Source organism: Azoarcus olearius (assembly GCF_001682385.1).
Lineage (GTDB): Bacteria > Pseudomonadota > Gammaproteobacteria > Burkholderiales > Rhodocyclaceae > Azoarcus > Azoarcus olearius.
Genome location: NZ_CP016210.1, coordinates 78,330 through 105,004 on the forward strand (window position 1 = coordinate 78,330; position 26,675 = coordinate 105,004).

Below are 26,675 nucleotides of genomic sequence, written 5' to 3' on the forward strand. Positions count from 1 at the left end.
TCGCCGTGTATCCGCGCCTCGCCGGCGTGTATCGGCGCAACGCGCGGCCAGCGCGCGATACAAAACCGCGGCCGGGCGGACACATCGCGGCGACACCTGCGGGCGCCCAATAGCGCCATCGCGGGAGCCAGCCGGCGCCCGCCCTGCCGGAGCACCCGTCATGAACACCGCCCCCCCCGCGGCCGCCGTGCGCACCGAGCCGGTCGCCGTGTTGCGCGGCATCCGCAAGCGCTATCGCCTGGACAACACCGCGGTCCTCGCCCTCGACGGCGTCGATCTCGACATCCCGCCCGCCCGCTTCACCGTCATCACCGGCCCGTCGGGCAGCGGCAAGAGCACCCTGCTGCACCTGCTCGGCGCGCTCGACCGCGCCGACGCCGGCACCCTCCACGTCGACGGCCGCGACCTCGCCCGCCTCGACGACGACGCGCTGTCGGCCTTCCGCGCGCGCCACATCGGCTTCGTGTTCCAGAGCTTCAACCTGCTGCCGGTGCTGACCGCGCTGGAGAACGTCGAATACCCGCTGCGCCTCGGCACGCTGTCCGCCGCCGCGCGCCGCGCCCGCGCGCTGGATCTGCTCGGCGCGGTCGGCCTGGCCGACAAGGCGCGCCACCGCCCGGCGGAACTCTCCGGCGGCCAGCGCCAGCGGGTAGCGATTGCCCGCGCGCTGGCCAATTCGCCCCGTCTGCTGCTGGCCGACGAGCCCACCGCCAACCTCGACCGCGCCACCGGCGCCGGCATCATCGCGCTGCTGCGCCGGCTGCAGCGCGAAACCGGCACCAGCGTGGTGTTCTCCTCCCACGACGCGGCGGTGCTCGATGCCGCCGACCTGCGCGTGACCCTGGTCGACGGCCGCGTCGCCCGGCTGGAAACCGGGGCGGAGGTGGCGGCATGAGCACGCTCTTCCTCGCCTGGCGCAACGTGCTGCGCAACCGCCGCCGCAGCGCGATCACGCTCGCCACCATCGCGGTCGCGGCAATGGCCGTCGTGATGCTCGGCGGCTACGTCGCCGCCACCATCAAGGGGCTGGAAACGCTCACCGTGCGTCAGGTGGGCCACCTGCAGGTCATGAGCCGCGGCTACCTCGAATTCGGCCGCGCCAACCCCGCCCGCCACGCCCTGCGCGACTACGCCCCGCTCGCCGGGCGCCTGCGCGCCGATCCGCAACTGGCGCCGCTGCTGCACGTGGTGACGCCGACGCTGCAGGTGCAGGGCGTCGCCGGCCACTTCGCCAGCGCCAGCTCCAGCACCTTCAGCGCCGCCGGCTGGGTGGCGGACGATCGCGCCCGCATGCTGGCGTGGGACGGCCTGCGGCTGGGCACGCCGCCGCTGCCGACCGCGCTGCGCGCCGACCGCCCGGACGACGGCGTGATCGGCGTCGGCCTCGCCCAGTTGCTCGACCTGTGCGACGCGCTGGCCATTGCCGATTGCGTGCGCGCACCGGCAGCGGTGCCGGCGGCCGCCGCCGCGATCGACGCCGACCTCGCCGCCCTCAGCCGGCAAGCGCGCGAAGCGGGGCCCGCCGCACCCGCCGCCGGCGCGGTGGTGGTGGATCTGCTCGCCGCCGGTGCCAGCGGCGCGCCCAACATCGTGCGCATGACAGCGACACGCGCCGAGCGCCAGGGCGTGCGCGAACTCGACATGGTGCACGTCGGCCTGCCGCTGGCGCTGGCGCAGCGGCTGGTGTTCGGCACCGGCGCGGCCGGCGCCTCGGCGCTGGTGCTGCAGCTGGAAGACAGCGCCCGCCTGGACGAGGCGCGGGCGCGGGTCGCGGCGCTGGTGCACGACTACGCCGGCGACACGCTGGAGGTACGGACCTTTGCCGAGGTGTCGCCGAGCTACAACCAGGTCGTCCGCATGTTCCGCACGCTGTTCGGCTTCGTCTCGCTGCTGATGGCGGTGGTGACGCTGTTCGCGGTCGCCAACACGGTGAACATGGCGGTCAGCGAACGCACCGGCGAAATCGGCTCGCTGCGCGCGATCGGCCTGCCGCGGGCGCGCATCCGCCGCATGTTCGTGCTGGAAGGCGGGCTGGTCGGCGCCTTCGGCGCGGTGCTGGGGGTGGCGCTGGCGGTCGTGCTGGCGGGCGGGCTGATCAACCACGCCGGCTTCAGCTGGACGCCGCCCGGCAACATCACCCCGGTGCCGATCACCATCGACGTGCAGGGCAGCGCGCGGCTGTGCCTCGGCACCGTGCTGGCGATGACCCTGATCGCCTGCATCTCGTCGTGGTGGCCGGCCCGCCGCGCCGCCCGTCTCGAAATCGTGGAGGCCCTGCGCCATGCGTGACGTCCCCTTCCCCCGCGGCGGGCGCCGCCGCCTGCTGCTCGCAGCCTGCTGCCTCGCCGCCGGCGCCGCGCTGCCGGGTTGGGTGCGCGCCGACGACGAGGCGCTCGCGCTACTCGCCGGCAGCGACCGCGTGCGCAACCTGCCCGGCAGCTTCTCGGTGCAGATCGCGCTGACCGAATTCCGCCACGGCAAGCAGACCGGCAGCTCGGTGCTCACGGTGTATTCGCGCCCGGCGCCCGACAGCGGCCAGTACAACAACCTGGTGCGCTTCGTCGCCCCGGCGCGCGATGCCGGCAAGCTGATGCTGCGGCGCGGGCTGGACCTCTGGTTCCACGACCCCGCCAGCGGCGCCAGCGTGCGCATCTCGCCGCAACAGCGCCTGCTCGGCCAGGCCAGCAACGGCGACGTGATGAGCACCAATCTCGCACGCGACTACCGCGCCGAGCTGCTCGGCCGCGAAAGCCTGCGCGACGGCGAGGGCCAGCCGCGCGAGGCCGCCCGCCTGCGCCTCACCGCGCTGCGCGACGACGTGCCCTATCCGCTCGCCGACTACTGGATCGAACCCGGCAGCCACCATCCGCTGATGGCGCGCTACCACAGCGCCGAAGGCCGCCTGCTGAAGACCGCCTACTTCCGCAAGTACCGCGAGGTGCTGGGGGTGTTACGGCCGACCGAGACGGTGATCATCGACGGCCTCGATCCCGACTGGGTGACGCTGATGCAGCTCTCCCGCCACACCGCGCGCGAGGTACCCGAGGCCTGGCTGCAGCGCGACTACCTGCCGCGCTTCAGCGGCGAATGAGCGCCGCCGCGCGGCCCGCGCGCATGCTGCGCGTGCTGGGGGCGGCGTTGCCGCTGCTGCTCGGCGCCGCCGGCGCGCCCGCGGCGGCGGCCTTCGACCCCCTCGCGCTGCAGCCGGAGACCCCCGCCGACGACACCGCCACCGCGCCTCCCCCCTGGCACGGCAGCGGCCCCGGCCTGCGGCTGGAACTCGCCCGCGAGCAGCAGGATCGCGCCGGGGGCGGATCGCAGGGCTACAGCAGCGTCGTGCTCGATTTCCGTGGCGAATGGCGAACAGGGGCGGGCCTGCGGCTGGCGCTCTCCGACCGCTACGAGCGCCGCATCGGCGGCGACGCCGCGCGCAACCGCAATGCCCTGCGCGAAGCCTATGCCAGCCTCGCGGCAGCGCCGGGCTGGTATGTGGATTTCGGCCGCATCAACTGGCGCAACGGCGTCGGCAGCGGCTACAACCCCACCGACTACCTCAAGCGCGGTGCCGACATCGAGCAGGGCAGCCTCGACCCGCGAGCCCAGCGCGAAAACCGGCTCGGCACCGTGATGCTGCGCCAGCAGTGGGTCGGCGCCGCCGGCTCGGCCCAGCTCGCGCTGATCCCGGCGCTGGCCGACGGCCCCGAAAGCAGCCTGACCGCCCCCGGCTGGTCGCGCACCAACCGCGAGCGCGCCGCGCTGCTCAAGCTGGCGCCGACGGTGGACGAACGCACCAGCCTGGACCTGCTCGCCTACACCCGCGCCGGCGACGCGCCGCAGGTCGGTGCCAACCTCACCCGCCTGCTCGGCGACGCCTGGGTGCTGCATGCGGAATTCTCGCGCGGCCGCCGCGCGGCCGCGCCGGGCGCGCCGCTACGCCAGGCCGACGACAGCGCCATCGGCCTGGCCTGGACCACGCCGCCAGGCGCGGTGCTGACGCTGGAGCACCAGCACGATGGCGGCGCCCGCCAGCGCGCGCTGTTCGCCCGCCTGGCGTGGGACGACGCCTTCGGCCTCGCCGGCGTGGATGTGTCCGCCTTCGTGCGCCGCACACTCGACAGCCGCGCGCGGCGCTGGCAGATCGAACTCGGCTGGGCGGCCGGCGACCGCGACGACCTCCGCCTGCGCTGGGCCGGCAGCGACGGCACCACCGACCCCGCCACGCCCACGCCGCGCCACAGCCTCAATCTGGCGTGGCTGCATGCGTTCTAGCGCCGCGCCGCCCCTCCGCCGGCGTGCGGTAGGCGAAGCGCAGCCTGCTCACGCCGCTGACCAGACGCGGACCGCCGCCCGCGCCGGCGCTTACTTCACCACCCACACCCCGCTCTCGCCCTTGTCCGCCAGCGCCTTCTCCTCCGGCTGGTACATGCGGTAGTAGCGCGCGGGCGGCAGCACGAAGCGGCCAGGTTGGGCAACGCGCAGCAGGTGGCGGATGGTGACCGTGCCTTCCAGCCGGTCCACCGGCACGCCATAGCTGCCGCTGCGTTCCTCGGCCCGGGCGCGCTCCAGCGCCACCGGCTGGGGGCCGTCGTCGGCCAGCGCGATGCCCCAGGTGCCGCGCTCCACCGCGGCGCCCGGCGGCAGCGCGGCCTCGAGCAGGCCGCGGCGGTAGCCGGCGTCGGACTTCAGCACGATCTCGTCGAGGTAGAGCGACTGCACCGAGAGGCCGTCGGCCGGCTTCACCGGCGTGCGGGTATAGCCCTTGTCCGTGCGTTCGAGCCGGTACAGGCGGCGCTCCACGGTAACCGGCAGCGTGCCGGGACCGGCGCCCTCCTCGGCCTCGTAGCGCAGCACCGCGGTCAGCGCCTCGCCGCCGCGACCGCCTTCGACCTGCAGGCCGTTGGGCAGCGGGCTGGACGAAGGCCAGCGCCATTCGGCCAGACCGAACGCGGCGCGCGCGGCCTGCCACGCGCCCGCCGGATGCGCGGCGGAGGCCCCGGGCGCGATCTCGCCCAGCGCCTTGCGCGTCCACACCAGCGTCAGCGCGCGGTCCAGCGTCGGCGCGGCGCTGCCGGCACTCGCGAGGATGTCGGCCGCGGCGGTCCTGGCCTCCTTGCCGGCGAGCAGCAGCAGCGCGCGCGCCGCCGGCCGGTTGCTGGCGGCAAGCTGGGCTTGGGCCTCGGCGACCGTGGCGTCGAAGCCTGCCGGCAGCGGCGCCTGCGCACGCTGCGCGACCACCGCGGCGAGCACGCGGGCGTGGGCGATGCCGAGCGCGCTGTCGGGCGCGGCAAGGAAGGGGCTCCAGCTCTCGCCGCCGGTGCGGCCGTCCTCCGGCGCCTTGGCCTCGGCCAGCGCCTGCAGCAGGCCTTCGCTCTGGGTACGCACCGGCAGCCCGATCTCCTGCGCAAACCATAGCGCCAGCGCGCGGTGCAGCAGCGGCTCGTGGTTGGCGTGGTTGCGGTAGGCGGTCAGCACGCGTTCCCAGTGCGCCGCGGGCAGCGTGATGCCGAGCGTGCGCGCGGCGTACCAGTCGGCGTAGTAGGCGTAGGCCGTCATCAGCGCGCTGTTCTCGGTGCCGTCGCCCCACCAGCCGAACACCGCCTGCGGGCCGGCAAGCGCGGCCAGGCGCAGGCGCTGGCTGTAGAGCGTCTGCCACAGGCGGCCGCCCTCGCCTTCGGCGCGGCGGTCGGGCGCGAGCAGCGGCGTCACCAGCGCCAGCGGAATCAGCCGGCTGGCGGTCTGCTCGGTGCAGCCCCAGGGGTAGTCGATGAGGTCGTCCGCGATGCGCAGGAAGTGCTCGCCGCCGCCCGCCACCAGGCGCAGGCGCAGGTCGCGCGCATCGGCCGGCAGCGTGAAGGCGGCCGGCGCGTCGCCGTGCAGCGCAAGGATCTGTTCGCGCGGACCGCGCCACTTCGCGCCGCGCGCGTCGAGCGGCGTCTCCAGCGCGTCCACCGTCTTGCCGCCCTCCTTCACTTCGACGCGGGCGGTTTCGCGGCCCTTGAAGTCCGGCAGCGCGAACTGCAGGTAATTCACGCCGCGGTGCAGGCTGGCCTCCTGTTTGACCTCCTTGCCGGCCAGCGTCAGCACCACCTCGGCCTTGCGGTCCTCGGCCGCGTTGTTGAACACCGCCAGCGCCGCCTGCGGCTTGTCGCCTTCACGCAGCCAGTCGGGCGAAGTCCATTTGGCATACAGCGGCTTGTCGGAACGGACGTAGGCGGTACGCTGGCCGGGCACGCCGTCGGCGGCGTCCAGTCCGACCGCGCGCACCGTGATGCGCCAGCGCGACAGCGCGTCCGGCATGCGGAAGGAGAAGCGCGCGCGGCCCTGGGCGTCGGTCTTCAGCGCCGGCAGCCAGGCGGCGGTGTCGGTGTCGTCGCGGCGCGGGCGTTCCAGCACCTTCACGCCGCGCTCGTTGTACTGGTGGCGCGCGGGCGGCTGGCGCGACGCGGCGGCGGACCAGTCGGCGGCCTCGTCATAGGCGATGAAGTTGAGGCTGGCGCTGGTGCGCACGTTGTTGCGACGGATGTGCTGGAGGAATTCCGGCAGGCTGGGCGCAATCTCCGGCTGAAGCGCATAGACCATCTCGTCCACCACCGAGACCGTGAGCAGCGCCGGCGCCGGCTTGCCGCGCAGCATGGCCTGGATGTCCACCGTCACGGTGTCGCCGGGCTGCACGGTTTCATGGTCGCTGCGGATGTCCAGCGCGATGCGCGGCGGCTCCACCACCAGGCCGGCGTTCTGGAACACGTAGTCGCCGTGCTTCACATACACCGCAGAGAAGGTGATGTTGGGCGCATGCGCCTCGCTGACCGGGATGCGCGCGCGCCACTGGTTGGGGGCGAGGCGCTCGGTGCGCAGCCAGCTTCCGGGGCGGCTCAGCAGCGCGGTGGCGTCCACGCCGTCGCGCTCCAGGGTCAGCAGCGCTTCATCCACCGGCTCGGGGAAGGAGATCAGCACCTCGGCGGTGTCGCCCGGCTGGTAGCTGACCTTGTCGGTGACCATCTCGATCGAGCCGGGCGCGACCTTGAGGCTGTCCTTGTCGGTGGCGCCGCCCACCCAGTGCGCGGTGGCGGCGACGATATTGCCGGCGGCGTCGCGCAGCATCAGCGAATAGGAGCCGGGGCGGTCGAGCGCCGGCTTCCACTCGCGCTGCGCCGGGTCGAAATCGCCGCCGCTGCGGGATTGATCCTCCAGCCGCACGATCTCCCACTTGACCGGCGCCGCGGCGTTCTCGCCCTCGGCTTCGAGGCGGAAGGCCGGCTTGTCGCCCGCCATCGTGAAGCTGCGGGTGCTCGCCAGCTTCCAGCTCGCCGCGGCGCGCTCCACCAGCAGTTCGCGCGAGCTGCGCACGCGGTAGGCGGCGCCGTCGGTGGCGAGCAGGGTGAGGATCAGGCGCGACGGCTCCTTCGCCGCCGGCAGCGTGAATTTCGCCTCGCCGCTGCCGTCGGTGGTGAGGCTGGCGGTGGACAACTGCACCGGGAACAGGCCGCTGTAGCGCAGCTCGCCCTGCACCATGGTGAGGGTCTGCGCGCGCAGCGTGAGTTCCACGGCGGCGTTCTTCACCGGCTTGCCGTCGGGATAGGCAAGGCGGACCTTGCCGCTTACCGGCTCGCCGGTCTTGTAGCTCTTCTGGTCGGCCAGCAGCTCGATCTCGAAGTGCGGCTTGACGTATTCGGCGACGCGGAAGGCGGCACCGTACTGCTTGTCCTCGTAGCCGATGCGGATGTCGTAACCGCCGGCGACCGCGTTGTCGGGCAGGCGGAAGGCGGTGTCGGCGCCGCTGTCGGGCACCAGCGGCGCGCTGGTGGTGAGCACCGGGGTGCCGTTGGGGTCATGCACCTCGATGCGCAGCTCGCCGGCGCGCGCCGGGCGCGAACGGCTGGCGGACTGGAAGTCGCGGCCGAGGAACTTGATCCGCACCAGGTCGCCCGGGCGGTACAGCGGCCGGTCGGTCACCGCGTACAGCTTGGTGTCGTGGATCTCGCTGTCGTAGTAGAAGTTTTCCGACACGAACACCCCGCCGGCGGCATCCTCGCCGAGCAGGTAGGTGCGTTCCGGGCTGGCGTGGGCGAGCGTCGCGAGGCCGTCGGCGGCGGTGGTGGCGGACTTCAGCGTGCCGACGCCGTCGGTCCACAGCAGCCGGCTGTCGGCCACCGGGCGGCCGTCGTTGCGGTTGGCGGTCCACACGGTCAGCGCGCCGGCGGCGATCTTGGTCACCGCGACGGTGTCTGAGACGAACAGCAGCGTCAGCGCGCGATGGGTGCCGATGATCGCTTCCACCAGGTACAGGCCGGGCTTGAGCTTGCCGAGCGGCACATGGATGTTGCCCTCGCTCGCGGGGATGAAGTCGCTGCTCGACCCCTGCAGCTTCACCTCGGGCGGCTTGATCGGCTGCGCCTGCCACACCGGATAGCGGAAGCGGTCGACCAGCTCATAGCCCTCCAGCGCCTTGAAGCGCTGCGGCGCGCGGAACTCGGTTGGCTCCAGCAAAGCGCGCCGGCTCTGCAGCGCCGGGGCCGCGGCGGTGACGGTGCTGCGGGTGCGCGGATCGAACAGGTCGCGCCATGCGAAGCGCGACTTCTTCCAGGCGTTGTCCCACAGGTAGGACAGGGTGTTGGGCAGGCCTTCGTCGCGCGGCCGCGCGCGCACGTCGACGCGGTGCAGGTTCTTCTGCGCCTTCAGGAAATCGAGCGGCTTCGGCACCCGGTACAGCACCACGTCGACGCCGCCGTAGGCTTCCAGCATCTGGCGGCCGCCGTCGCGCGCCGGCACCTCGACCCGCAGCAGGGCCTCGTCGCCGCTGCCGAACTGGCGGTCGGCGAGGATGAAGAAGGGCATGCTCTCGAACGGCACGTAGCCGCTCGACAGCCCGAGCTCGGACTGCGCCGCGGCCGGCGGCGGCGCCACCGTGCAGGCAAGCGCGAGCAGCGCGGCGGAAAGCAGACGCGGGAGGGACGGGCGGAGTAGGGTCGTCATGGCGCGTGGATCAGGCAAGGAAGGCCAGCGTGTGCACGCCGGCGAAATTCGGGTTGGTAGCGTCGGGCCGCCAGCGCGTGTCGGTCCATTGCAGCAGTTCGCGCGGCGTTACCGCGCGCAGGCCGTCGTCGCCGGGGCGGGGCTCGGCGCCGTTGTGATAGACGATGCGGTAGCCGGTCCACAGCATCAGGTGCTGGGCGTCGCCCTGGTCGAAGAACAGCAGATCGGCCGGGCGGGCAAGGCGCAGGTCGCGCCCGACCGGGCGGCTGTTTTCCTGCACGAGGCCGATCGCATTCACGTAGGCGCCAGTGCTGCCGTCGGGCCGCTTCCAGCGGTGGCGCAGTTCGGCGCGCACGGCCGCGGGCACGGTATCAGGCGGCAGGCGACCGGAAATGCCCATCGCCTGGCGCCAGCGTGCGTCGTGCTCGGCCAGCGCCTCGGCCACCGCGAAGCGCACCAGCCCGGCGCAGTCGCGATGGGTCCAGCGCGGGGTCGGGCCGCGCCGGATCTGCGCCTCGGCGATCCGCACCACCCAGGCACGCAGCGCGCGGCTCTGTTCGGCATCCAGCTGCGCCACCGGCTCGGCAGCGCGCCCCGGTGCCACCGGCATCAGCGCGCGCAGCGGAGTGGCGGCGCCGAGCAGCAGCAGCCCCGCGCCGAGTGCGCGCCGGCGTGCCGCGAGACGGACGCTCACGGACGGTTCCCCGCGCTTTCCCACTGCAGCGCGTGCCAGCCACGCCCTTCCAGCGCCCCTTCGGCGCGCACCAGGCGCAGCGGCGGATACTTGGCCAGCGCCTCCAGGCGCGGCAGCAGGTTGGCGTCGGCGGCGTTGCGCAGCACCGCTTCCTCGTCACGCGGCAGCGCCGCGAACACTTCCTTGCGCACCAGCTTCGCCAGCGCCGCCGGTTCCAGCAGCGCAAGCGTGCGCGCGCCATCCGGCAGGCTGTCGCCCACCGCGGGATAGAGCTTGGCGCCGACATCGAGCGCTTTGTCCACCAGCGCGGCGTCGGGCGAGAACACCAGCGTGCGGCCGCTCACCGCGAGCGTCGGCGCCAGCGCCGGTTCGTCCTCGCCGCGGCGCACGCCATAAGGCGTCTCCACGGTCCGCCGCCACAGCCGCGCGCTGCCGCGCTGGCCGGCTTCCACCGGCGCGCGCTGGGCCGGTTCGCCCTTGCCGATCGCGCTATCGAACAGCGCCGCCAGCTCCTTGGCCCAGGCCTCATCGACATCGCGCCGCAGCGTGGTGGCGAACAAGGGCGTGTAGTGGCGCGATTCGCCATACCAACACACCGCAGCCGGGCCGCCGAACAGTTCGCGCGCGAGTTCGCCGACGCCGGCGCGGGCGCTTTCACCCCCCGCACCCGCGCCGATGCGGGCCGCGAGCGGCGCCAGCGCACCCCAGTCGGCCGGCAGCAGCGCGCACAGGCTGGGGCCGTGGGGCAGCGCGGGCCACAGCCCCGCGCCATCGAGCCCACCGGCGGGCAGACGGGCGCCGTCGATCAGCGCCGCGGTGCGCCAGCCGCCCTTGTCGTCGAAGGCGAACGACAAGGCCTCGACGCCGGGCGCGAAGGCGCCATAGCCGAAGGTGTAGAAAGCGGACGACACCACGAGCTGATGGCCTTCGTCCGCGCCCGCCGGGGCGAGGGCGAAGTGCGCGCCGAAAGGCGAATCGCGCTCGGCATCGGACTCGAGCAGGCGCGCCACCAGCGCCGCCGCGCGCGCATCCTGCACCGGTTCGGCACCCTCCTCGCCGGCGTGCTCGTCGCCGTCGTCGGCCACCAGCAGCATGCCGGGGTCGGACAGCGCGACCACGCGATCGCCTTCCACCGCGAGCAGCAGCTGGCGGCCGTAGCCGTACTGCAGCACCAGCAGGCGGGCCTTGCCGCCGCGCAGCGTGCCGGCGCTTTCGAGCTGGGTGTCAGGCAACACCGGCAGCGCCATCTGCAGCGCACGGGCAAGGCCGTTGCGCGTCATCGCCACCGCGAAATGCTTGAGCGAGCCGTCAGCGCCGCGCCACAGCGCCACCTCGGCAGGTTCGTCGAACACCGATTCGAGCACCCGCTCGGGCAGGCTCAGGCGGTGTTCGAAGGCGATGCGGCGCAGCGTGCCGGACAGCGCCAGGCGCTGCTCGTGGCGCTCGTAGTAATCGACGAAGTCCTCGGTCAGCACGTCGCGCGCCAGCGGCACCCGCAGCAGGTCGGCCGGCAGACGGGCGAGGCTGCGGGTGCGGATCAGCGCGTCCGGACGGGCGAGGTCGAGCGCGAGCGCATTGACGTGGCCGTCGAAGCGCTTGAACCAGAACAGCGCGACGGCGCCGACGACCAGCGCGAGGACGATTACGCCGAACAGCAGCTTGCGCCGCGGCGAGCGGGATGCGGAAGTCATGGAGCGGACACCGTCTGGACAGGGTTGGATCGACCGCCGGCGTAATGCGAAGCGGATAGGCCGCGCGATTATGCCCCAGGGCTGCGCGACGCGGCAGGGCTGGGCGCACATCCGACGCCAAAACCCGCAGTGGGCTGTCGGCTTTGCTCCAATCCGCCCGGCGCCAGCCGATCAAGCCTTTGATTCCTATGAATGGCACTGCGCTTGCTTCGTATCCCTGCGGTTTACCGCCTTGCCTGTTCCGCCCCCGGCGCCCGAGCCGGACCGCATTCGACGCGCGCACATGAAACATCAACTCGACTGGTCGTCCTACGAAACCGCCGGGCAGGGCGATGCCTATGCCGGCATTCCCGCGACCGGGGGCGACTTCGCCAAGGCGGTGGCGGTGTGCATCAGCGACCGCAGCTGCCTGAAGAAGCCGAAGGGCGTGATGTGCCCGAGCTTTCGCGCCACCGACGAGGCAGCGCACTCGCCCGGTGAGCGGGTGAAGGTGCTGAAGGACGCCCTGAACGGCGAATTCGGCGACAACCCGTTTGCCGACCCGCGCATCCGTGATGCGCTGGAACTGTGCGTCGGCTGCAAGGGCTGCAAGCGCGAGTGCGCCAACCAGGTGGACATGGCGGCGATCAAGATCGAGGTGCTCGCCCAGCGCAACGCCGCGCTCGGAGTCAGCCCGCGCGACCGCCTGTTCGCCAGCCTGCCGCGTCTGCTCGGCGAACGGCGCTGGCTCGCCAGCTTGGTGCGCTGGCGCAACCGCAGCCCCTGGCTCGCGCGGCTGGGCGAACGCTGGCTGGGCATCGCCGCCGGGCGGGCGCTGCCGGAACCCGCTGCCCAGCCCTACGCGGCCCCCGCGGCACGCGCCACCGCCCCGGCGGACACGGCCGATGACCGCCGCGTGATCCTCTTCATCGACACCTTCGCACGCCACTTCGAACCCGAAATCGCCGCCGCCGCCCACGCGGTGCTCGACGCCGCCGGCTACCAGGTCGAGGTACTGGCGCCGGCCGCCGCCGACGGCGAGCAGCGCCCACTGTGCTGCGGCCGCACTTGGCTGTCGCTCGGCCAGGTCGACGCGGCCCGCGCCGAGGCGCGCCGGATGCAGGCGGCGCTGCGGCCGGCGCTGGAAAAGGGCTGGCCGGTGGTGGGACTGGAACCGTCCTGCATCCTGTCGCTGCGCGACGACCACCTCAAGCTCGGCCTTGGCGCCGAAGCCGAGGCGCTCGCGAAGCAGGTCTACCTGTTCGAGGAATTCATCGCCCGCGAGCACGACCGCAAGCGCCTCCAGCTCAAGCTCAAGCCCCTCGCCGGCGGCAAGACCCTGGTGCATGGGCACTGCCACCAGAAGGCGGTGGGTGCGATGAAGTCGCTGCGCAAGGTGCTGCGCCTGATCCCCGAATTCGACTTCGAATTCGTCGAGGCCAGCTGCTGCGGCATGGCCGGGCATTTCGGCCTCGAGGCCGAGCACGCCGAAATCTCGCGCCGGATGGCCGAACTCGACCTGCTGCCGGCGCTGCGCGCGGCGCCCGACGCGCCGGTGCTCGCCAACGGCTTTTCCTGTCGCCACCAGATCCGCGAAGGCGTGGCGCGCCAACCCCGGCACGTGGCCCTGCTGCTGCAGGCCGCCCTCGCCTGATCCGGAGATCCCGCCCATGTCCGATTCGTCCGATGCCTTCCGCGCCGCCGGCGCCCTTCCTATCCATCCCGCCACGGCCGCGGTACCGGCCGCCGACATCGGCCGCGCGCTGTGGTGCGCCGGCCTGCTCGGCAACCTGCACGACGCCGGGGTGGCGATCTCGCTGTGCACCTCCGGCTGGGACCAGGCCGCCTTCTTCGAATCGCGCGCCGCGCGCAAGAAGGCCCTGCAATGCCTCAACGTGATGGTGGATAGCGCGCGCGACCTGCCCGACGCGGTCACTGCCCGCCTCGGCCGCATCGACTGGCTGGCGTGGGAAGCACTGCGCGCGGTGCTGAAGGCGCGCACCGCGGACGAACGCGACCGCCTGTGGTACGCGATCGGCACCCTGGTGCCGGCCACGGTCATCGAGCTGCGCCGCTACCGCCGCCAGATGCCGCAGTTGTTCGAGTTCTCGCTGTAAGGCGGCGCGCTCAGGCGTCGCTGGCGGGGCGTCCGTCCTCGATGCCGACGGCGGCGGCGGCCTCTTCCTCGGTGTGATGCAGCCACTCGCGCCAGATCGCCACCAGCAGCGCCATCAGCACCGGGCCGACGAAGAGCCCCACCAGCCCCATCGTCTTGACCCCGCCGACCAGGCCGAAGAAGGTCGGCAGGAAGGGTAGCTTGACCGGCCCGCCCACCAGCCGCGGGCGCAGGGTCTTGTCCACGATGAAGAGTTCGCAGGTGCCCCAGGTGAACAGTGCGAGGCCCGCCATCGGGTCGCCCGAGCCCACCAGGTAGAGCGACACCAGCGTGAATGCGAGCGGCGCGCCGCCGGGGATCAACGCCATGAAGGCGGTCGCCACCCCCAGCAGCACCGGCGACGGTACGCCGGCGATCCAGTAGGCCAGCCCCAGCACCACGCCCTCGCCAATTGCGATCAGGCCCATGCCGGTAACGGTGGCGCTGACGGTGGCCGGCACCACGCGCGAGAAGCGCTGCCAGCGCGCCGGCAGCACCTGCTCGCCGACGCGGTCGAGCTGGGCCGCGATGCGGTCACCGTCCTTGTAGATGAAGAACAGCGTGATCAGCATGAACAGCAGCGTCAGCACCGCGTGCAGCAGATCGCCGGTGGCCGCGAGCAGGATGCGGTAGATGTTGCCGAGGTGCTGCCCGCTGAGGATCTGCACCCACTCGCCGAGGGCCTGCGGCGCGCCGAGGTATTCCTGCCACAGCGCCGCCAGCCGGCCGCCGACCAGCGGTAGCGCCTCCACCCAGCGCGGTGGCGCCATGCCGTTGCGGTTGGCCGCCAGCAGCCATTCGATCAGCGTGTCGGCTTCGCGCATCGCGTACGAGCCGGCGAGCGACAGCGGCACCACCAGCACCAGGATCACGGTCATCAGCGCGAGGCTGGCGGCCACCGCGCTGCGCCCGCCGCAGCGCCGCAGCAGGCGCTCGTACAGCGGCCAGCTGGCAAAGCCGATGATCAGCGCGGCCAGCACCGGCACGATGAAACCGCTGAGGAAATACACCCCTGCGAGCAGCAGCAGGAACAGCAGCCAGCGGGCGACGAGATGGGCGGGAAAGATGGACGGCATGGACGGGACGGAGGCGGGCCGGGCGTGACGGACCGCCGGACTATACCGCGTTGCGGCGTCGCGACGATGGCAGCCGTGGCCGCCGCGCCGCACACGCCGGCTCAGGGCTGCGGATCGGCGCGAAAGCCGTAGCGCGCCGCCACCTCGGCACGCCCGATCGGCTGCAGCGGCAGGCCGCGCCAGCTCACCCCGGCGCAGGCAAGCACCGCTTCGATCTCGGCCGCAGCGCCGTCCGCGCCGCGGCACTCATCGACGAAGGCGGGCAGCTCGCGGTCGTCGAGCAGGCCGATGCCGGCTGCGGTGGCGATCAGCACGCTGCCCTCGTCATCGACATGCACCGCGCTCGCCGGCCCGGCCGCGACCTCGGTATGGGTCAGGAGTCCGCCATCCGCGCCCATCCGCAGCACGAACGGCGTGTAGTCCAGCCGCACGAACACGCGCTGCGGGCCGTTCTGCACGAACCACGCGCCGTCCTCTTCGCTGGCGTAATGCTGGTTGAGGAAGGCGAGCAGGCCGCGGTGCGTCACCGGCTCTCCCTGCAGGCGCCAGCGCCCGCGGCGGTCGAGCGACAGCCAGCCGTAGCAGGCCGGCACCTGCGGCCAGGGCCGGGGCGAACAGGCGGTTCCGTCGGTGCTCATGCCAGGTCCGCCAGCGGGTGCGCGCCGTCGAAGCGGGGGCGGAAGTTGTCGGCGATAAAGGCAGCGTCGACCGCGCCCACGTCGGCGGGCTGCCAGCGCGGCTTGCGGTCCTTGTCGATCAGCAGCGCGCGCACGCCTTCGACGAAATCGGCGCGCCCGGTGGCGGCCACCGAGACGATGTATTCCAGCCGGAACACCTCGGCCAGCGACAGGTGGCGGGCACGCCGCCACAGTTCGAGCGACAGCGCCGCCGAACTCGGCGCGCCGCGCACGAAGCTGCCCGCCGCGGCCGCCAGCCAGGGGTCGGGGTCGGCGGCGAGCGCGTGCAGTCGCACCGCGATCTCGGCCAGGCTGCCGCGCCCGACGACGGCCTCGATGCGGTCGAGGTGGGTGCGCAGCGGCGCGGCCGGCATGCTCTCGCGCGCGCTGAATTCGCCCAGCAGATGGTCCAGCCGCAGGCGGTCGGCGGCGGCGTCGCCCGCCCAGCGGGTGGCACCGAGCGCGGCCAGCACGCCGCCGCGGGCGCCGTGGTCGAGGACGAAATCCGCCAGCCCGGCAAAGCGCGCGTCGGCGGCGTTGAGCGGCGCGCCGGTGAGCGCGAGGAACAGCCCCGCGCGCCCGGGCATGCGCGGCAGGAACCACGAGCCGCCGACGTCCGGATACAGGCCGATCGTGATCTCAGGCATCGCCATCCGCGTCTGCAGCGTCGCCACCCGGTGCGAGGCCCCGGCGAGCAGGCCGATGCCGCCGCCCATCACGATGCCGTGGCCCCAGCACAGCAGCGGCTTGGGGTAGGTGTGGATGCGGTAATCGAGGCGGTATTCGCGCTCGAAGAAGTCGGTGACCGCCTGCGGCGGCGCATCGCCATCGTGAGCACGCAGCGCGCGGTACAAGGCGGCGACGTCACCTCCGGCGCAGAAGGCCTTGTCGCCGCTGCCGTCGAGCACCACGCCGACGATATCGGGATCGGCCGCCCAGGCGTCCAGCTGCGGCGCAAGCAGGTCGATCATCTCCAGCGACAGCGCGTTCAACGCGCGCTCGGCATTGAGCGTGGCATGGCCGAAGCGGCGGCCGCAGGCAGTGGGAATCTCGCGCAGCAGGACGGCGGCGGTCATCACGTGTCTCCGTGGAATCGTGTCGGGGAGCCGGAATTGTGGCCCAGAGCCGGCCCGCGGTGCACCACGGGCTTCGGCGACGCGCTATCGTTCGCGCCCTGCGCTGGATTTCCCTCACCCTCGTCGCCGCGGAAGATCACTTGGACACCTACGCCGTCATCGACTTCGAAACCACCGGCATGGCCCCCGAGCATGGCGCCCGCCCGACCGAGATCGCCGTGGTGCTGGTGCGCAACGGCTGCGTGATCGACCGCTACCAGAGCCTGATGAACGCCGGCGTGCACGTGCCCTACGAAATCCAGGCGCTGACCGGCATCACCAACGCGATGGTGCGCGCGGCGCCGCCGCTGGCGCAGGTGATGGCGCAAGCGGCCGATTTCGTCGGCAGCCACGCGCTGGTTGCGCACAACGCCGCGTTCGACCGCAAGTTCTGGGACGCCGAGCTGGACCGCCTGGGGCGTCGGCGCGAAGCCGATTTCGTGTGCTCGCTGCTGCTGTCGCGCCGCGTCTTTCCGGACTCTCCCAACCACAAGCTCGGCACCCTGGTGCGCACCCTCGGCTTGCCGGCCAGCGGGCGCTTCCACCGCGCGCTCGCCGACGCCGAGGCAACCGCGCAGCTGTTCGCCCGCATCGCCGACACGCTGTGCGAGCGCTATGCGCTGGCGGCGCTGGACCACGCGCTGCTGATGAAGATCCAGAAGACCGCCCGGGGCGCGCTCGACGGCTGCATCGCCCGCCACCGCGCAGCCGCCTGAGCCGGGCTCAGTCGATCTCGGCCGGCGCGAAGAAGGCCTCGTCGAAGCCCGCCGCTGCCGCCCCGCCGGGCAGCAGCGCGCCGTCGCGCAGGTCGAACTCGGCCGCCTGCAGCAGCGGCCCGGCGATGTCGCGGGTGTCGTAGGTCAGCAGCGCGATGCGGTCGACGCGCAGCCGCAGCGGCGGCGGTGCGACGAAGCCGTCGATCCGGCACAGCACCTCGGCGGCGGGCCACGCGCCGGCGTACAGGCCGACGGTGACGTGCGGCGTGTACGGACCGTCGGGGCGGTTCAGGTCGGCCGCCGCCAGCCGCGCGCGCACCATGGCCAGGCCGCCACCGCTGTCGTGCACCGTCAGAAAGGGCGCGGAACCGAAGGTGGCCAACCCCCCGATCTCGATCTCGAACGGGCCCGGCGGCGCGCTGCGCAGGCTGCCGAGTTGCGCCGCCAGCGCGGCCGGGCCGTAGTCGTCGCGGCGCCGTGGCTGGCGTTGCGGAAAACCGCAGAGCGCGAGCGTGACGTGGGGCTGGCGGCGGTAGCCGGTCAGCAGCAGACCGGCGAGGTGGGCATCGGCCGCCGCCACCCGCGCCGCCACCGCGGGCAGGTCAAGGGGAATCGCCCACAACGCGTAGCGCGGGCGTCCGCCGTGCCACTCGGCGAAATCGCGGCGGACATTGCGCAGCGTGCGGCCGGCGGCGACGAACTGCGCGCGCACGGCGGCCAGCGAGCCGGGGCGCGGGGAGGGGGGAGCGCTCTCGATCATGCCGGCATCTTAACGGCGGCATCCGCCCGCGATGCACGGTCGATTCCCCTTGGCGTGACGCGGTTAATATGGGGCGATCGAATCCGGGAGACCGTCATGACCGAACTGACCGAGCAGCACATCCGCAACCTGGTGCACACCTTCTACAGCCGCGCGCGCCAGCATCCCTCGCTGGGGCCGGTGTTCAACGCCGCCGTCAGCGACTGGGACCACCACCTCGGCGTCATCGTCGACTTCTGGTCCAACAGCCTGCTGCACACGCAGCGCTACAAGGGCCATGCCTTTCCGGTGCACATGAACCTGCCGATCAAGCGCGAGCACTTCGGCCAGTGGCTGGAACTGTTCCGCGAGGCGGCGCGCGAGACGCTGCCGGAAGAGGCCGCCCGCGCCGCGATCGGCCGTGCCGAGTTCATGGCCGAGAGCTTTCGCGCCGGGCTGTTCCCGCTCGATCCGCCGGGCCGGCCGCTCGCGGGCTGAGGCTCACTCCTTGTTCGCGGCCGCGCGCTCCTCGCGCGCCACTGCCTGCAGGTCGCGCAGATACCAGGCCGCGTAGCCGAAGCCGGCGGCCGCCACCGCCGCGGTGAACATCAGCGTGCGGTCGAAGGGCGCGCCGGCGGCGAGGTTGGCGACGACCACGTAGCCGAGATAAAGCGCGGCGACGAGACCGCCGAGGATGCGGGTGAGGGCGAAGATCTTGCGCTGGCGCAGCGTGGGGGTGGCTCTGGGCATGGCGGACGGGCTCGTTCGAAGCGGCGGCGGTGCGCCGCACAGGGGCTGCAGTCTAGCGAATCGCCCCGGCGCCCGGGCGCTGGTCTCGTTCATGTTGCGGTGCGACAATGCCGCTCCCGCCGCCAACCCGCCCTTCGCATGAACCCGGAATCCGCTCCCGCCAGCGCGCCCCAGCAGTCCGTCCTGGTGGTCGATGACGAACAGGGCATGCGCAACTTCCTCAGCCGTGCGCTGGCCTTGCGCGGCTTCGTGGTGGACACCGCCGAATCCGCCGAAGAAGGCGCCGAAAAACTCGCTGCCACGCGCTTCGACCTGGTGATCCTGGACATCGCGCTGCCCGGCAAGGCCGGCATCGAATGGCTGCAGGATCTCACCGCGGCGGGCTTTGCCGGCGAAGTGATCCTGATCACCGCGTTCGCCGACATGCAGACCGCGATCGACGCGCTGCGCGCCGGCGCCGCGGACTTCATCCTGAAGCCCTTCCGCATCGACCAGATCCTCAACTCCATCCACCGCTCCACCGAACGCGCCCGCCTCGCGCGCGAGAACTTCCTGCTGCGCCGCCAGGTAGCCGGCAGCGGCAGCGCGAGCGACGGCATGATCGGCGCCTCGCCGGCGATCGGCCAGTTGCGCCAGATCCTGCACCGCATCGCGCCGACGCCCTCCACCGTGCTGATCCAGGGCGAATCCGGGGTCGGCAAGGAAGTGGTGGCGCGCGCGCTGCATCAGCTCTCGCCGCGCGCCGAACAACCTTTCGTCGCGGTCAATTGCGCGGCGATCTCGGCCGAGCTGATCGAGTCCGAACTCTTCGGCCACGTGAAGGGTGCCTTCACCGGCGCGCGCGAGGCGCGCAACGGCCTGTTCCACTACGCCCACGGCGGCACCCTGTTCCTGGACGAGATCGGCGAGTTGCCGCTGGCCCTGCAATCCCGCCTGCTGCGCGTGCTGGAAGAACGCAAGGTGCGCCCGGTGGGCACCGAACAGGAAGTGCCGGTGGATGTGCGCGTGCTCGCCGCCACCAACCGCGACCTGCGTGCCGAGGTGGCGGCGTGCCGCTTCCGTGAGGACCTGTTCTACCGCCTCGAAGTGATCACGCTGACGGTGCCGCCGCTGCGCGAGCGCGCGGAGGACGTACCGGCGCTGGCGGCGGCCTTCATGCAGCAGCTGGCGATGCAGCTCGGCCTGCCGCCGCTGCTGATCTCGCCCGAGGTGTCGGCGCGGCTGATGGCGCACCCCTGGCCGGGCAATGTGCGCGAACTGCGCAATTTCGTCGAACGTTCACTGCTGTTCGGCGATTTTCCGCTCGCCAGCCTGGCCGGCGCGGTGGCACCGCCGCCGCCCGCCTCCGCCGCGCCGCTGCTGCTCGAAGAGGTGGAGAAGCGCCACATCCTCGCGGTGCTCGACCAGTGCGGCGGCAACAAGACGCGCGCCGCGGAACTGCTCGGCGTGTCGCGCAAAACGTTGGAACGCAAGTGCGCGGAGTGGTCGGTATGACCCCGGCGGCACGCCGCGATGGCTGAGCGCGCCTTGCGCCGCTGGCGCAAACGCTGGCCGGTGCCGCGCTCGGTGCGGGCGCGGCTGCTGCTGCTGGTGCTCGCGCCGCTGCTGATCGGCGTGCCGGTGCTGCTCGGCATCGTCTGGGTGTGGGGCACGCACGGCTACGACCGCCTGCTGGTGAACAAGGTCAGCGCCGACCTGCTGACCGCGCGCCAGTATTTCGAGCGGGTGCAGCAGGGCGTGGCCGGCGACCTCGCCGCGGTCGCCAGCTCGCACGCGCTGGCACTCGCGCTGCAGGGCCAGGGCCCGGATTCCGTGGAGGTGCTGCTCGATACCTCGGCCTCCCGGCTGGGGCTGGACTACCTGCTGTTCCTCGACCCGCAGGGCCGCGTCACCGTGCCCTCGGCCCCGCTGCCCGCGGCGCTGGCCGAGCGCGGCAACTGGCCGGCGGTGCGCAGCGCGTTGCAGGGTCGCGCAGAGCACACGCTGGCGGTGTTCCCGCCCGAACACCTCGAAGCGCTCGATCCGGCGCTGCGGGCCCATGCCGCTCTCGGCCTGGTGCCTACACAGCGCGCCGCGCCGGATCCGCGCCCGCGCGAGGAACGCGGGCTGATGGTGCAGGTGGCGGTGCCGGTGACCGACCTCGGCGGTCGGCTGCTCGGCGTGCTCGAAGGCGGCGTGATGCTCAACCGCAACCTCGGCATCGTCGACCGCATCAACGCCGCGGTGTACCAGGACAGCTCGCTGCCGCTCGACAGCCAGGGCACCGCGACGCTCTTCCTCGACGACATCCGCATCGCCACCAACGTGCGCCTGTTCGAAGGGTCGCGCGCGCTCGGCACCCGGGTGTCGGCGGCGGTGCGGGACAAGGTGCTCGGCCGCGGCGAAACCTGGCTCGGCTCCGCCTTCGTGGTCAACGCCGACTACATCTCCGGCTATGCCCCGCTGTTCGACGGCGACGGCAAGGCGGTCGGCATGCTCTACGTCGGCTTCCTGCAGGCGCCGCTGCAGCAGGCGCTCTACCTCGCGCTCGGCGGGCTGTTCCTGGTGTTCCTGCTGCTGTCCGGGCTCGGCACGCTGGCCGCGGTGCGCTGGGCGCGCTCGATCTTCCAGCCGATCGAACGAATGGCGGCGGTGATGGGGCGGATCGAATCCGGCGAGGAGCAGGCGCGCGTCGGCGCGGTGGTGCGCGACGACGAACTCGGCGGTCTGGCGCGCAGCTTCGACCGCCTGCTCGACCTGCTCGCCGCCCGCCGCGCCGAGCTGCAGCGCTGGGGCCAGGAACTCGACAGCAAGGTCGCCGCCCGCACCGCCGAGCTGGAAGCCGCCAACGCCACGCTGCGCCGCGCCCACCAGCAACTGGTGATGAACGAAAAGCTCACCGCAATCGGCGAACTCACCGCCGGCGTCGCTCACGAGATCAACAACCCGGTGGCGGTGATCCAGGGCAACCTCGAATTGGTGCGCGAGCTGCTGGGCGGCGACAGCGCGCCGGTGGCCGACGAGCTGGCGCAGATCGACGCCCAGGTCGGCCGCATCCACGGCATCGTCACCAAGCTGCTGCAGTTCGCCCGCCCGGGCGATTTCGCCGGCTACACCGAGCAGGTGGACGCCTCCGGCCTGGTCGGCGACTGCCTGCTGCTGACGCGCCACAACCTCAGCCGCGGCCGCATCGAGGTGAGCACCGCGCTCGACGCCCGCGGCACGGTGGAGATCAACCGCGGCGAATTGCAGCAGGTGCTGATCAACCTGATCGTCAACGCCATGCAGGCGATGCCGGACGGCGGCAGGCTGCGGCTGAGCACCGCCGACATCGACGAAGGCGGGGAAGACGACGATGCCGGACACGGCGCCGGACGCAACGGCAAGAGCGAACACCGGCACGGCTTTGCCGGCGTCTGCATCCGCGTCGAGGACACCGGCTGCGGCATCGCCGCCGACGATCTCGACCGCATCTTCGACCCCTTCTTCACCACCAAGAAGCAGGAAGGCACCGGCCTCGGGCTGTCGATCAGCTATGCCATCGTCACCCGCTACGGCGGCCACCTCAACGTCGACAGCCAGCCGGGGCAGGGCACCCGCTTCACCGTGTGCCTGCGCCGCGAGGCCCGCTTCGACGGCGAACCGAGCGCCCCCGGCTTCGCCAGCCGCTTCTTCCGCAGCGCGGGCATTGACAACTTAAATGATGGTCATCATGATTAAAAGCCCTCACTCGGCGAGTCCGCGATCATGCTGCGCACCCTGAACCAACCCGGCCTGTGGCTGATCACGCTGACCGCGGCCGGCATCCTGATGGTGACCATGGGCGTGCGCCAGTCCACCGGACTGTTCGTCTCGCCGCTGAACAGCGCCACCGGCCTGGGCATCACCACGATCAGCTTCGCGCTGGCGATCGCGCAATTCACCTGGGGTGCGGTGCAGCCGCTGGCCGGCGCCGCCGCCGACCGCTACGGCCCCGGCCCGGTGCTGGCCGGCGGCATCCTGCTGCTGGCGCTGGGCAGCGCACTCACCCCCTTCATGCAGAGCAGCTTCGGCCTCGTCGTCAGCCTCGGCCTGCTGTCGGCCATGGGCTCGGGCGCGGCCAGCTTCTCGGTGCTGATCGGCGCCGCCGCCCAGCGCCTGCCGCTCGAAGCGCGCGGCGCCGCCTCGGGCGTGGTCAATGCCGGCGGCTCCTTCGGCCAGTTCGTGTTCGCACCGATCGCCCAGAAGCTGATCCAGGGCGTGGGCTGGATGGGCGCGATGTGGGGGCTGGCGCTGCTGACGCTGGCGGCGCTGCCGCTGGTGAGAAAGCTGGTGCCGCCGGGCAGCCATCCGCGCCACACGGCGAGCGACGGCAGCCTGCGCCGCGCGCTCGGCGAGGCGCTGCGCGACCGCAGCTACCGCCTGCTGCACCTCGGCTTCTTCACCTGCGGCTTCCACATCGCCTTCCTGGTCACCCACCTGCCGGGCGAAGTGGCACTGTGCGGGCTGCCGGCCGACGTCGCGAGCTGGTCGCTGGCGATCATCGGCCTGGCCAACATCGCCGGCAGCATCTATGCCGGCGGCTGCGTCGCGCGCTACCGCAGCAAGCACATCCTGTTCTGGATGTACGCCTCGCGCGCGGTGCTGGTGGCGCTCTACCTGATGGCGCCCAAGACCGCGATGACCTTCTACCTGTTCGCCGCCGGGCTGGGCTTCACCTGGCTGGCGACGGTGCCGCCCACCGCCGCCATCGTCGGCAAGCTGTTCGGCGTGCGCCATCTCGGCACCCTGTTCGGCCTGACCCTGCTCAGCCATCAGATCGGCGGCTTCCTCGGCGCCTGGCTGGGCGGCATCGCGGTCAGCCTGCAGGGCGACTACACGTGGATGTGGTACGCGGACATGGCACTGGCCGCCGCCGCTGCGCTGGTGAACCTGCCGATCCGCGAGGCGCCGGTGGCGGTGGCGCCCGCCGCGGCCTGACGCGCACGGGGCGGGCTTACGTCCGCTTACGGATTTCTTCCTGCCGGCATAACCCGGATTGGCAGGCTGGTCCGTTCAAGCGAGCATCCCGTCACCGCGAGTCCGCCATGAACACCGCCCGCCACCGCATCGTCCTGCTCGCCCTGCCGCTGCTGTTCGCCTGCAGCGCCCAGGAGCCGCTCCGGCCCCTGGTCCAGGAACCCGCCGCCGCATCCGCATCCGGAGAGCAGGCCGACCGCGCGGCCGAAGCGGCCGCTCCGGCTGCGCCGCCGCCCGTCGCGCCCGCCCGCGTGCAGCGCCACGACGCCATGGGCGCCGCCAAGATCGCGCCGCCGGCGGTGGCTCCGCTGCCGCTGGCCGAACCGGCCGACCGCGAGCGCTACCAGGCGATCGAGCGCCACGGCATCCAGCGCGTCGCCGAAGCGCCGGTATCCACCTTCAGCATCGACGTCGACACCGGCAGCTACAGCAACCTGCGCCGGATGCTCAACGCCGGCCAGTTGCCGCCGCGCGACGCGCTGCGGGTGGAGGAGCTGGTCAATTACTTCCCCTACCGCTACTCGCTGCCGCAAGGCGACGCCCCCTTCGCGGTCGACACCGAAATCGCGCCGACGCCGTGGAACCCGCGCAGCCTGCTGCTGCGCGTCGGCATCCAGGCTGCCGACCCCGCCAAGCAGGCACTGCCGCCGGCCAACCTGGTGTTCCTGGTGGATGTCTCCGGTTCGATGAATTCGCCCGACAAGCTGCCGCTGCTGCAGAACGCGCTCAAGCTCTTCGTCGCCAAGTTGCGCCCGCAGGACCGGGTGGCGCTGGTGACCTATGCCAGCGGCACCCGGGTAGTGCTCGAACCCACCGCCGGCGACCGCAAGGCGGCGATCACCGCCGCCATCGACGGCCTCGTTCCCGGCGGCGCCACCGCCGGCGCGGCCGGCATCGACCTCGCCTACCGCATGGCCGAGCAGGGCTTCGTCGAGCACGGCATCAACCGCATCCTGCTGGCCACCGACGGCGACTTCAACGTCGGCATCACCCGCTTCGAAACCCTCAAGGACCGCGTCGCCGAGCGCCGCAAGTCGGGCATCGCGCTGTCCACGCTCGGCTTCGGCGGCGGCAACTACAACGATCAGTTGATGGAGCAGCTCGCCGACGCCGGCGACGGCGCCTACCGCTACATCGACAGCCTCGCCGAAGCGCAGAAGGTGCTGGTGGATGAATTCACCTCGACGCTGGCCACCGTGGCGAGCGACGTCAAGATCCAGCTCGAATTCAACCCGGCGCAGGTCGCCGAGTACCGCCAGATCGGCTTCGAGAACCGCAAGCTGCGGCGCGAGGACTTCGCCAACGACAAGGTCGATGCCGGCGAGATCGGTGCCGGCCACCGCGTCACCGCGCTCTACGAGATCACCCTGGCCGGCCAGCCCGGCGCGATCGAACCGCTGCGCTACGGCCAGCGCGTGGCGACGCCTGAGCGTGCCGCCAGCGGCGAACTCGCCTTCCTGCGGCTGCGCTACAAGCCGGCCCACGGCGCCGCCAGCCGCCTGCTCGAAGTGCCGCTGGCGCGCAGCCAGATCCGCTCCCAGGGCAGCGATGACTTCCGCTTCGCCGCCGCGGTGGCCGCCTTCGGCCAGCGCCTCGGCGACGGCGGCCGCTACCTCGGCGACTTCGACTTCGCCGCCATCGGCGCCCTCGCCGCCGCCGCCCGCGGCGAGGACCGCTACGGCCACCGCGGCGAATTCCTCAACCTCGTGCGCCTCGCCGGCTCGCTGGCGAGCGCCCCGCAGGCTGCGGCCCGCGAATGAACGACGGCGGGCTCTCCGGCGGCGCAGCCGACGACGGTGCGCTGATGCTGGCCTATGCCGCCGGCGACGCCACCGCCTTCGAACAGCTCTACGCCCGCCACCGCCGCGGGCTGTACGCCTACCTGCAGCGCCAAGCGCCGCGCCCCGGGTGGGTGGACGACCTGTTCCAGGAAACCTGGCTGGCGGTGATCGGCGCCCGCGCCGGCTACCGCCCCAGCGCCGCGTTCCGCACCTGGCTGTACGGCATCGCCCGCAACAAGCTGATCGACCGCATCCGCCGCAGTGACGCGGTGCTGCTGAGCGACTTCCTCGCCGACGATGGCGACGACGGCGAACTGCTCGACCGCCTCGGCGCCGATGCCGGGCACGACCCGGCGCAACTGCTTGCCCGCCGCCGCGACGGCGACGCCCTGCACGCCGCGCTGCGCACGCTGCCGGCGCCGCAGCGCGAGGTCTTCCTGCTGCGCGAACAGGCCGACATGAGCCTTACGGAGATCGCCGCGCTGGTCGGCGTGCCGCTGGAAACCGCCAAAAGCCGGCTGCGCTACGCCATCGCCCGGCTGCGCGCCGCACTTGCCGAGGAGGTCGCCTGATGACGCGCCCCACCCCCGAACACGAACCGCAGGACGCCGCCGTCAGCGCCGCCTTCCGCGGCCTCGACACGCCCGAACCGCCGCCGGCACTCGATGCCGCCATCCTCGCTGCCGCGCGCGCCGCGGTGGAGGAAGCGCCACCGTCGGCCGAGGTCGTGGCCTTTCCCCGCCGCCGCCGCGAAACCCGGCGCCGGCTGGCGCTCGCCGCCACGCTGGTGCTGGCGGTGGGTGTGAGCTGGCAACTGCGCGACAGCGCCGACCACGGCCTGCCGGCGCCGGCGCCCGCACCCGTTGCCGCGCCGGTCGAGCAGGAAGCCCCTGCCGCGCTGCCGACGCCGCCCGCCACCGAAGCGGAACAACGCGCGGCCAAACCCGCTGCCCCGGCACCGGCGCGACGTGCGGAATCCGCCGCAGCGCCGGCCCCGCGGGCGGAACCGCAAGCGGCAGCGGAAGCCGCCCCGCCTGTCGCAGCGCCACCACCACCGGCGGCAACTGCCCCAGCCGCGCCCCCGCTGGCGGCGCCGGCCGCAGCCGAAGCCACCGCCGACGCAGCCGCCCCCGCAGCCAAGGCGATGGCACCGGCAATCGCCGCGCAGCGCGCCCGTGCCGACCATACCGACGGCGCCGAGGCCGAGCGCGAAGCCGCGATCACCACCATCCGCCGCCTGCTCGCCGCCGGGCGCCCGGACGAAGCCCGCGAACGCCTGCAGGACTTCCGCCGACGCTGGCCGGACGCGGTGCTGCCGCCCGATCTCGCGGCACTGGCGGCAGCGCCATGAC

General features: G+C 72.7%; 22 protein-coding genes. 14 read left to right on the forward strand and 8 right to left on the reverse strand.

The annotated features are described in order from the left end of the window. The first annotated feature begins 160 nt into the window (after window positions 1-160). From dqs_RS00330 to dqs_RS00345, 4 genes are read left to right on the forward strand one after another with little or no spacing between them, the layout of a single operon-like run. Window positions 161-895, forward strand: coding sequence for an ABC transporter ATP-binding protein (locus dqs_RS00330; protein ID WP_065339339.1), 735 nt, complete (start codon window positions 161-163; stop codon window positions 893-895). Next, window positions 892-2,289 carry an ABC transporter permease gene (locus dqs_RS00335; protein WP_065339340.1) on the forward strand — a complete coding sequence of 466 codons (1,398 nt, stop codon included), beginning with the start codon at window positions 892-894 and terminating at the stop codon, window positions 2,287-2,289. Before dqs_RS00330 ends, dqs_RS00335 begins: the two co-directional genes overlap by 4 nt. Further along, window positions 2,282-3,091 (forward strand): outer membrane lipoprotein-sorting protein, encoded by an 810-nt coding sequence (locus dqs_RS00340; protein ID WP_065339341.1) that lies wholly within the window; start codon window positions 2,282-2,284, stop codon window positions 3,089-3,091. Before dqs_RS00335 ends, dqs_RS00340 begins: the two co-directional genes overlap by 8 nt. Continuing rightward, the gene (locus tag dqs_RS00345) at window positions 3,088-4,269 is read left to right on the forward strand and encodes a hypothetical protein (protein WP_065339342.1); all 1,182 of its coding nucleotides are present in this window, start codon (window positions 3,088-3,090) and stop codon (window positions 4,267-4,269) included. Before dqs_RS00340 ends, dqs_RS00345 begins: the two co-directional genes overlap by 4 nt. Before the next feature lie 90 nt (window positions 4,270-4,359). Here the strand turns inward: dqs_RS00345 and dqs_RS00350 are convergent, their stop codons facing one another. From dqs_RS00350 to dqs_RS00360, 3 genes are read right to left on the reverse strand one after another with little or no spacing between them, the layout of a single operon-like run. Continuing rightward, complete coding sequence (locus dqs_RS00350; protein WP_065339343.1) at window positions 4,360-8,973, reverse strand: MG2 domain-containing protein; 4,614 nt, start codon at window positions 8,971-8,973, stop codon at window positions 4,360-4,362. Between the two features lie 10 nt (window positions 8,974-8,983). Then, window positions 8,984-9,667 (reverse strand): DUF1175 domain-containing protein, encoded by a 684-nt coding sequence (locus tag dqs_RS00355; protein WP_065339344.1) that lies wholly within the window; start codon window positions 9,665-9,667, stop codon window positions 8,984-8,986. After that, entirely contained in the window at window positions 9,664-11,358 is a 1,695-nt protein-coding gene (locus tag dqs_RS00360; protein WP_065339345.1) for a DUF2138 family protein, read from the reverse strand. The genes dqs_RS00355 and dqs_RS00360 overlap by 4 nt, the downstream gene beginning before the upstream one ends. Before the next feature lie 283 nt (window positions 11,359-11,641). Here dqs_RS00360 and dqs_RS00365 point away from each other — a divergent pair, with 283 nt between their 5' ends. Together dqs_RS00365 and dqs_RS00370 are read left to right on the forward strand one after the other, a co-directional pair. Beyond that, entirely contained in the window at window positions 11,642-12,991 is a 1,350-nt protein-coding gene (locus dqs_RS00365; protein ID WP_065339346.1) for a (Fe-S)-binding protein, read from the forward strand. Window positions 12,992-13,007: 16 nt separating this feature from the next. Then, window positions 13,008-13,454, forward strand: a complete 447-nt coding sequence (locus dqs_RS00370; RefSeq protein ID WP_011763800.1) for a hypothetical protein — start codon at window positions 13,008-13,010, stop codon at window positions 13,452-13,454. 10 nt (window positions 13,455-13,464) lie between these two features. On the opposite strand, the gene dqs_RS00375 is transcribed toward dqs_RS00370, so the two are convergent. From dqs_RS00375 to dqs_RS00385, 3 genes are all read right to left on the reverse strand, one after another. Beyond that, window positions 13,465-14,568, reverse strand: a complete 1,104-nt coding sequence (locus tag dqs_RS00375) for an AI-2E family transporter (protein ID WP_011763801.1) — start codon at window positions 14,566-14,568, stop codon at window positions 13,465-13,467. A gap of 101 nt (window positions 14,569-14,669) precedes the next feature. Beyond that, window positions 14,670-15,206 carry a DUF2946 family protein gene (locus dqs_RS00380; RefSeq protein WP_065339347.1) on the reverse strand — a complete coding sequence of 179 codons (537 nt, stop codon included), beginning with the start codon at window positions 15,204-15,206 and terminating at the stop codon, window positions 14,670-14,672. Continuing rightward, a complete protein-coding gene (locus tag dqs_RS00385) occupies window positions 15,203-16,321 on the reverse strand; it encodes an enoyl-CoA hydratase/isomerase family protein (RefSeq protein WP_065339348.1) in 1,119 nt (372 codons plus the stop codon). The genes dqs_RS00380 and dqs_RS00385 overlap by 4 nt, the downstream gene beginning before the upstream one ends. 140 nt (window positions 16,322-16,461) lie before the next feature. Between dqs_RS00385 and dqs_RS00390 the strand changes: the two genes are divergently transcribed. Continuing rightward, window positions 16,462-17,076, forward strand: coding sequence for a 3'-5' exonuclease (locus dqs_RS00390; RefSeq protein WP_084018121.1), 615 nt, complete (start codon window positions 16,462-16,464; stop codon window positions 17,074-17,076). 7 nt (window positions 17,077-17,083) lie between these two features. Here dqs_RS00390 and dqs_RS00395 read toward each other — a convergent pair whose 3' ends face one another. Continuing rightward, a complete protein-coding gene (locus tag dqs_RS00395; RefSeq protein ID WP_011763805.1) occupies window positions 17,084-17,836 on the reverse strand; it encodes a 2'-5' RNA ligase family protein in 753 nt (250 codons plus the stop codon). A 96-nt stretch (window positions 17,837-17,932) separates the two neighbouring features. Here dqs_RS00395 and dqs_RS00400 point away from each other — a divergent pair, with 96 nt between their 5' ends. Then, window positions 17,933-18,313, forward strand: a complete 381-nt coding sequence (locus dqs_RS00400) for a group III truncated hemoglobin (protein WP_065339349.1) — start codon at window positions 17,933-17,935, stop codon at window positions 18,311-18,313. Window positions 18,314-18,316: 3 nt separating this feature from the next. Here dqs_RS00400 and dqs_RS00405 read toward each other — a convergent pair whose 3' ends face one another. Beyond that, window positions 18,317-18,565: a hypothetical protein gene (locus tag dqs_RS00405; protein ID WP_011763807.1), complete on the reverse strand. Its 249-nt coding sequence runs from the start codon at window positions 18,563-18,565 to the stop codon at window positions 18,317-18,319. 138 nt (window positions 18,566-18,703) lie between these two features. Between dqs_RS00405 and dqs_RS00410 the strand changes: the two genes are divergently transcribed. The 6 genes from dqs_RS00410 to dqs_RS00435 all read left to right on the forward strand — a co-directional run bounded on the left by dqs_RS00410 (window position 18,704) and on the right by dqs_RS00435 (window position 26,674). Continuing rightward, window positions 18,704-20,059 (forward strand): sigma-54-dependent transcriptional regulator, encoded by a 1,356-nt coding sequence (locus tag dqs_RS00410; RefSeq protein WP_011763808.1) that lies wholly within the window; start codon window positions 18,704-18,706, stop codon window positions 20,057-20,059. 18 nt (window positions 20,060-20,077) lie between these two features. Further along, window positions 20,078-22,264 (forward strand): cache domain-containing protein, encoded by a 2,187-nt coding sequence (locus dqs_RS00415; RefSeq protein ID WP_065339350.1) that lies wholly within the window; start codon window positions 20,078-20,080, stop codon window positions 22,262-22,264. A gap of 27 nt (window positions 22,265-22,291) precedes the next feature. Then, window positions 22,292-23,503: an MFS transporter gene (locus tag dqs_RS00420; RefSeq protein ID WP_011763810.1), complete on the forward strand. Its 1,212-nt coding sequence runs from the start codon at window positions 22,292-22,294 to the stop codon at window positions 23,501-23,503. Window positions 23,504-23,610: 107 nt separating this feature from the next. Then, window positions 23,611-25,302 (forward strand): vWA domain-containing protein, encoded by a 1,692-nt coding sequence (locus dqs_RS00425; protein WP_065339351.1) that lies wholly within the window; start codon window positions 23,611-23,613, stop codon window positions 25,300-25,302. Next, a complete protein-coding gene (locus dqs_RS00430) occupies window positions 25,299-25,895 on the forward strand; it encodes an RNA polymerase sigma factor (protein WP_065339352.1) in 597 nt (198 codons plus the stop codon). Before dqs_RS00425 ends, dqs_RS00430 begins: the two co-directional genes overlap by 4 nt. Further along, window positions 25,895-26,674, forward strand: a complete 780-nt coding sequence (locus dqs_RS00435; protein ID WP_065339353.1) for a hypothetical protein — start codon at window positions 25,895-25,897, stop codon at window positions 26,672-26,674. The genes dqs_RS00430 and dqs_RS00435 overlap by 1 nt, the downstream gene beginning before the upstream one ends. The last annotated feature ends 1 nt before the right edge of the window (window position 26,675 follow it).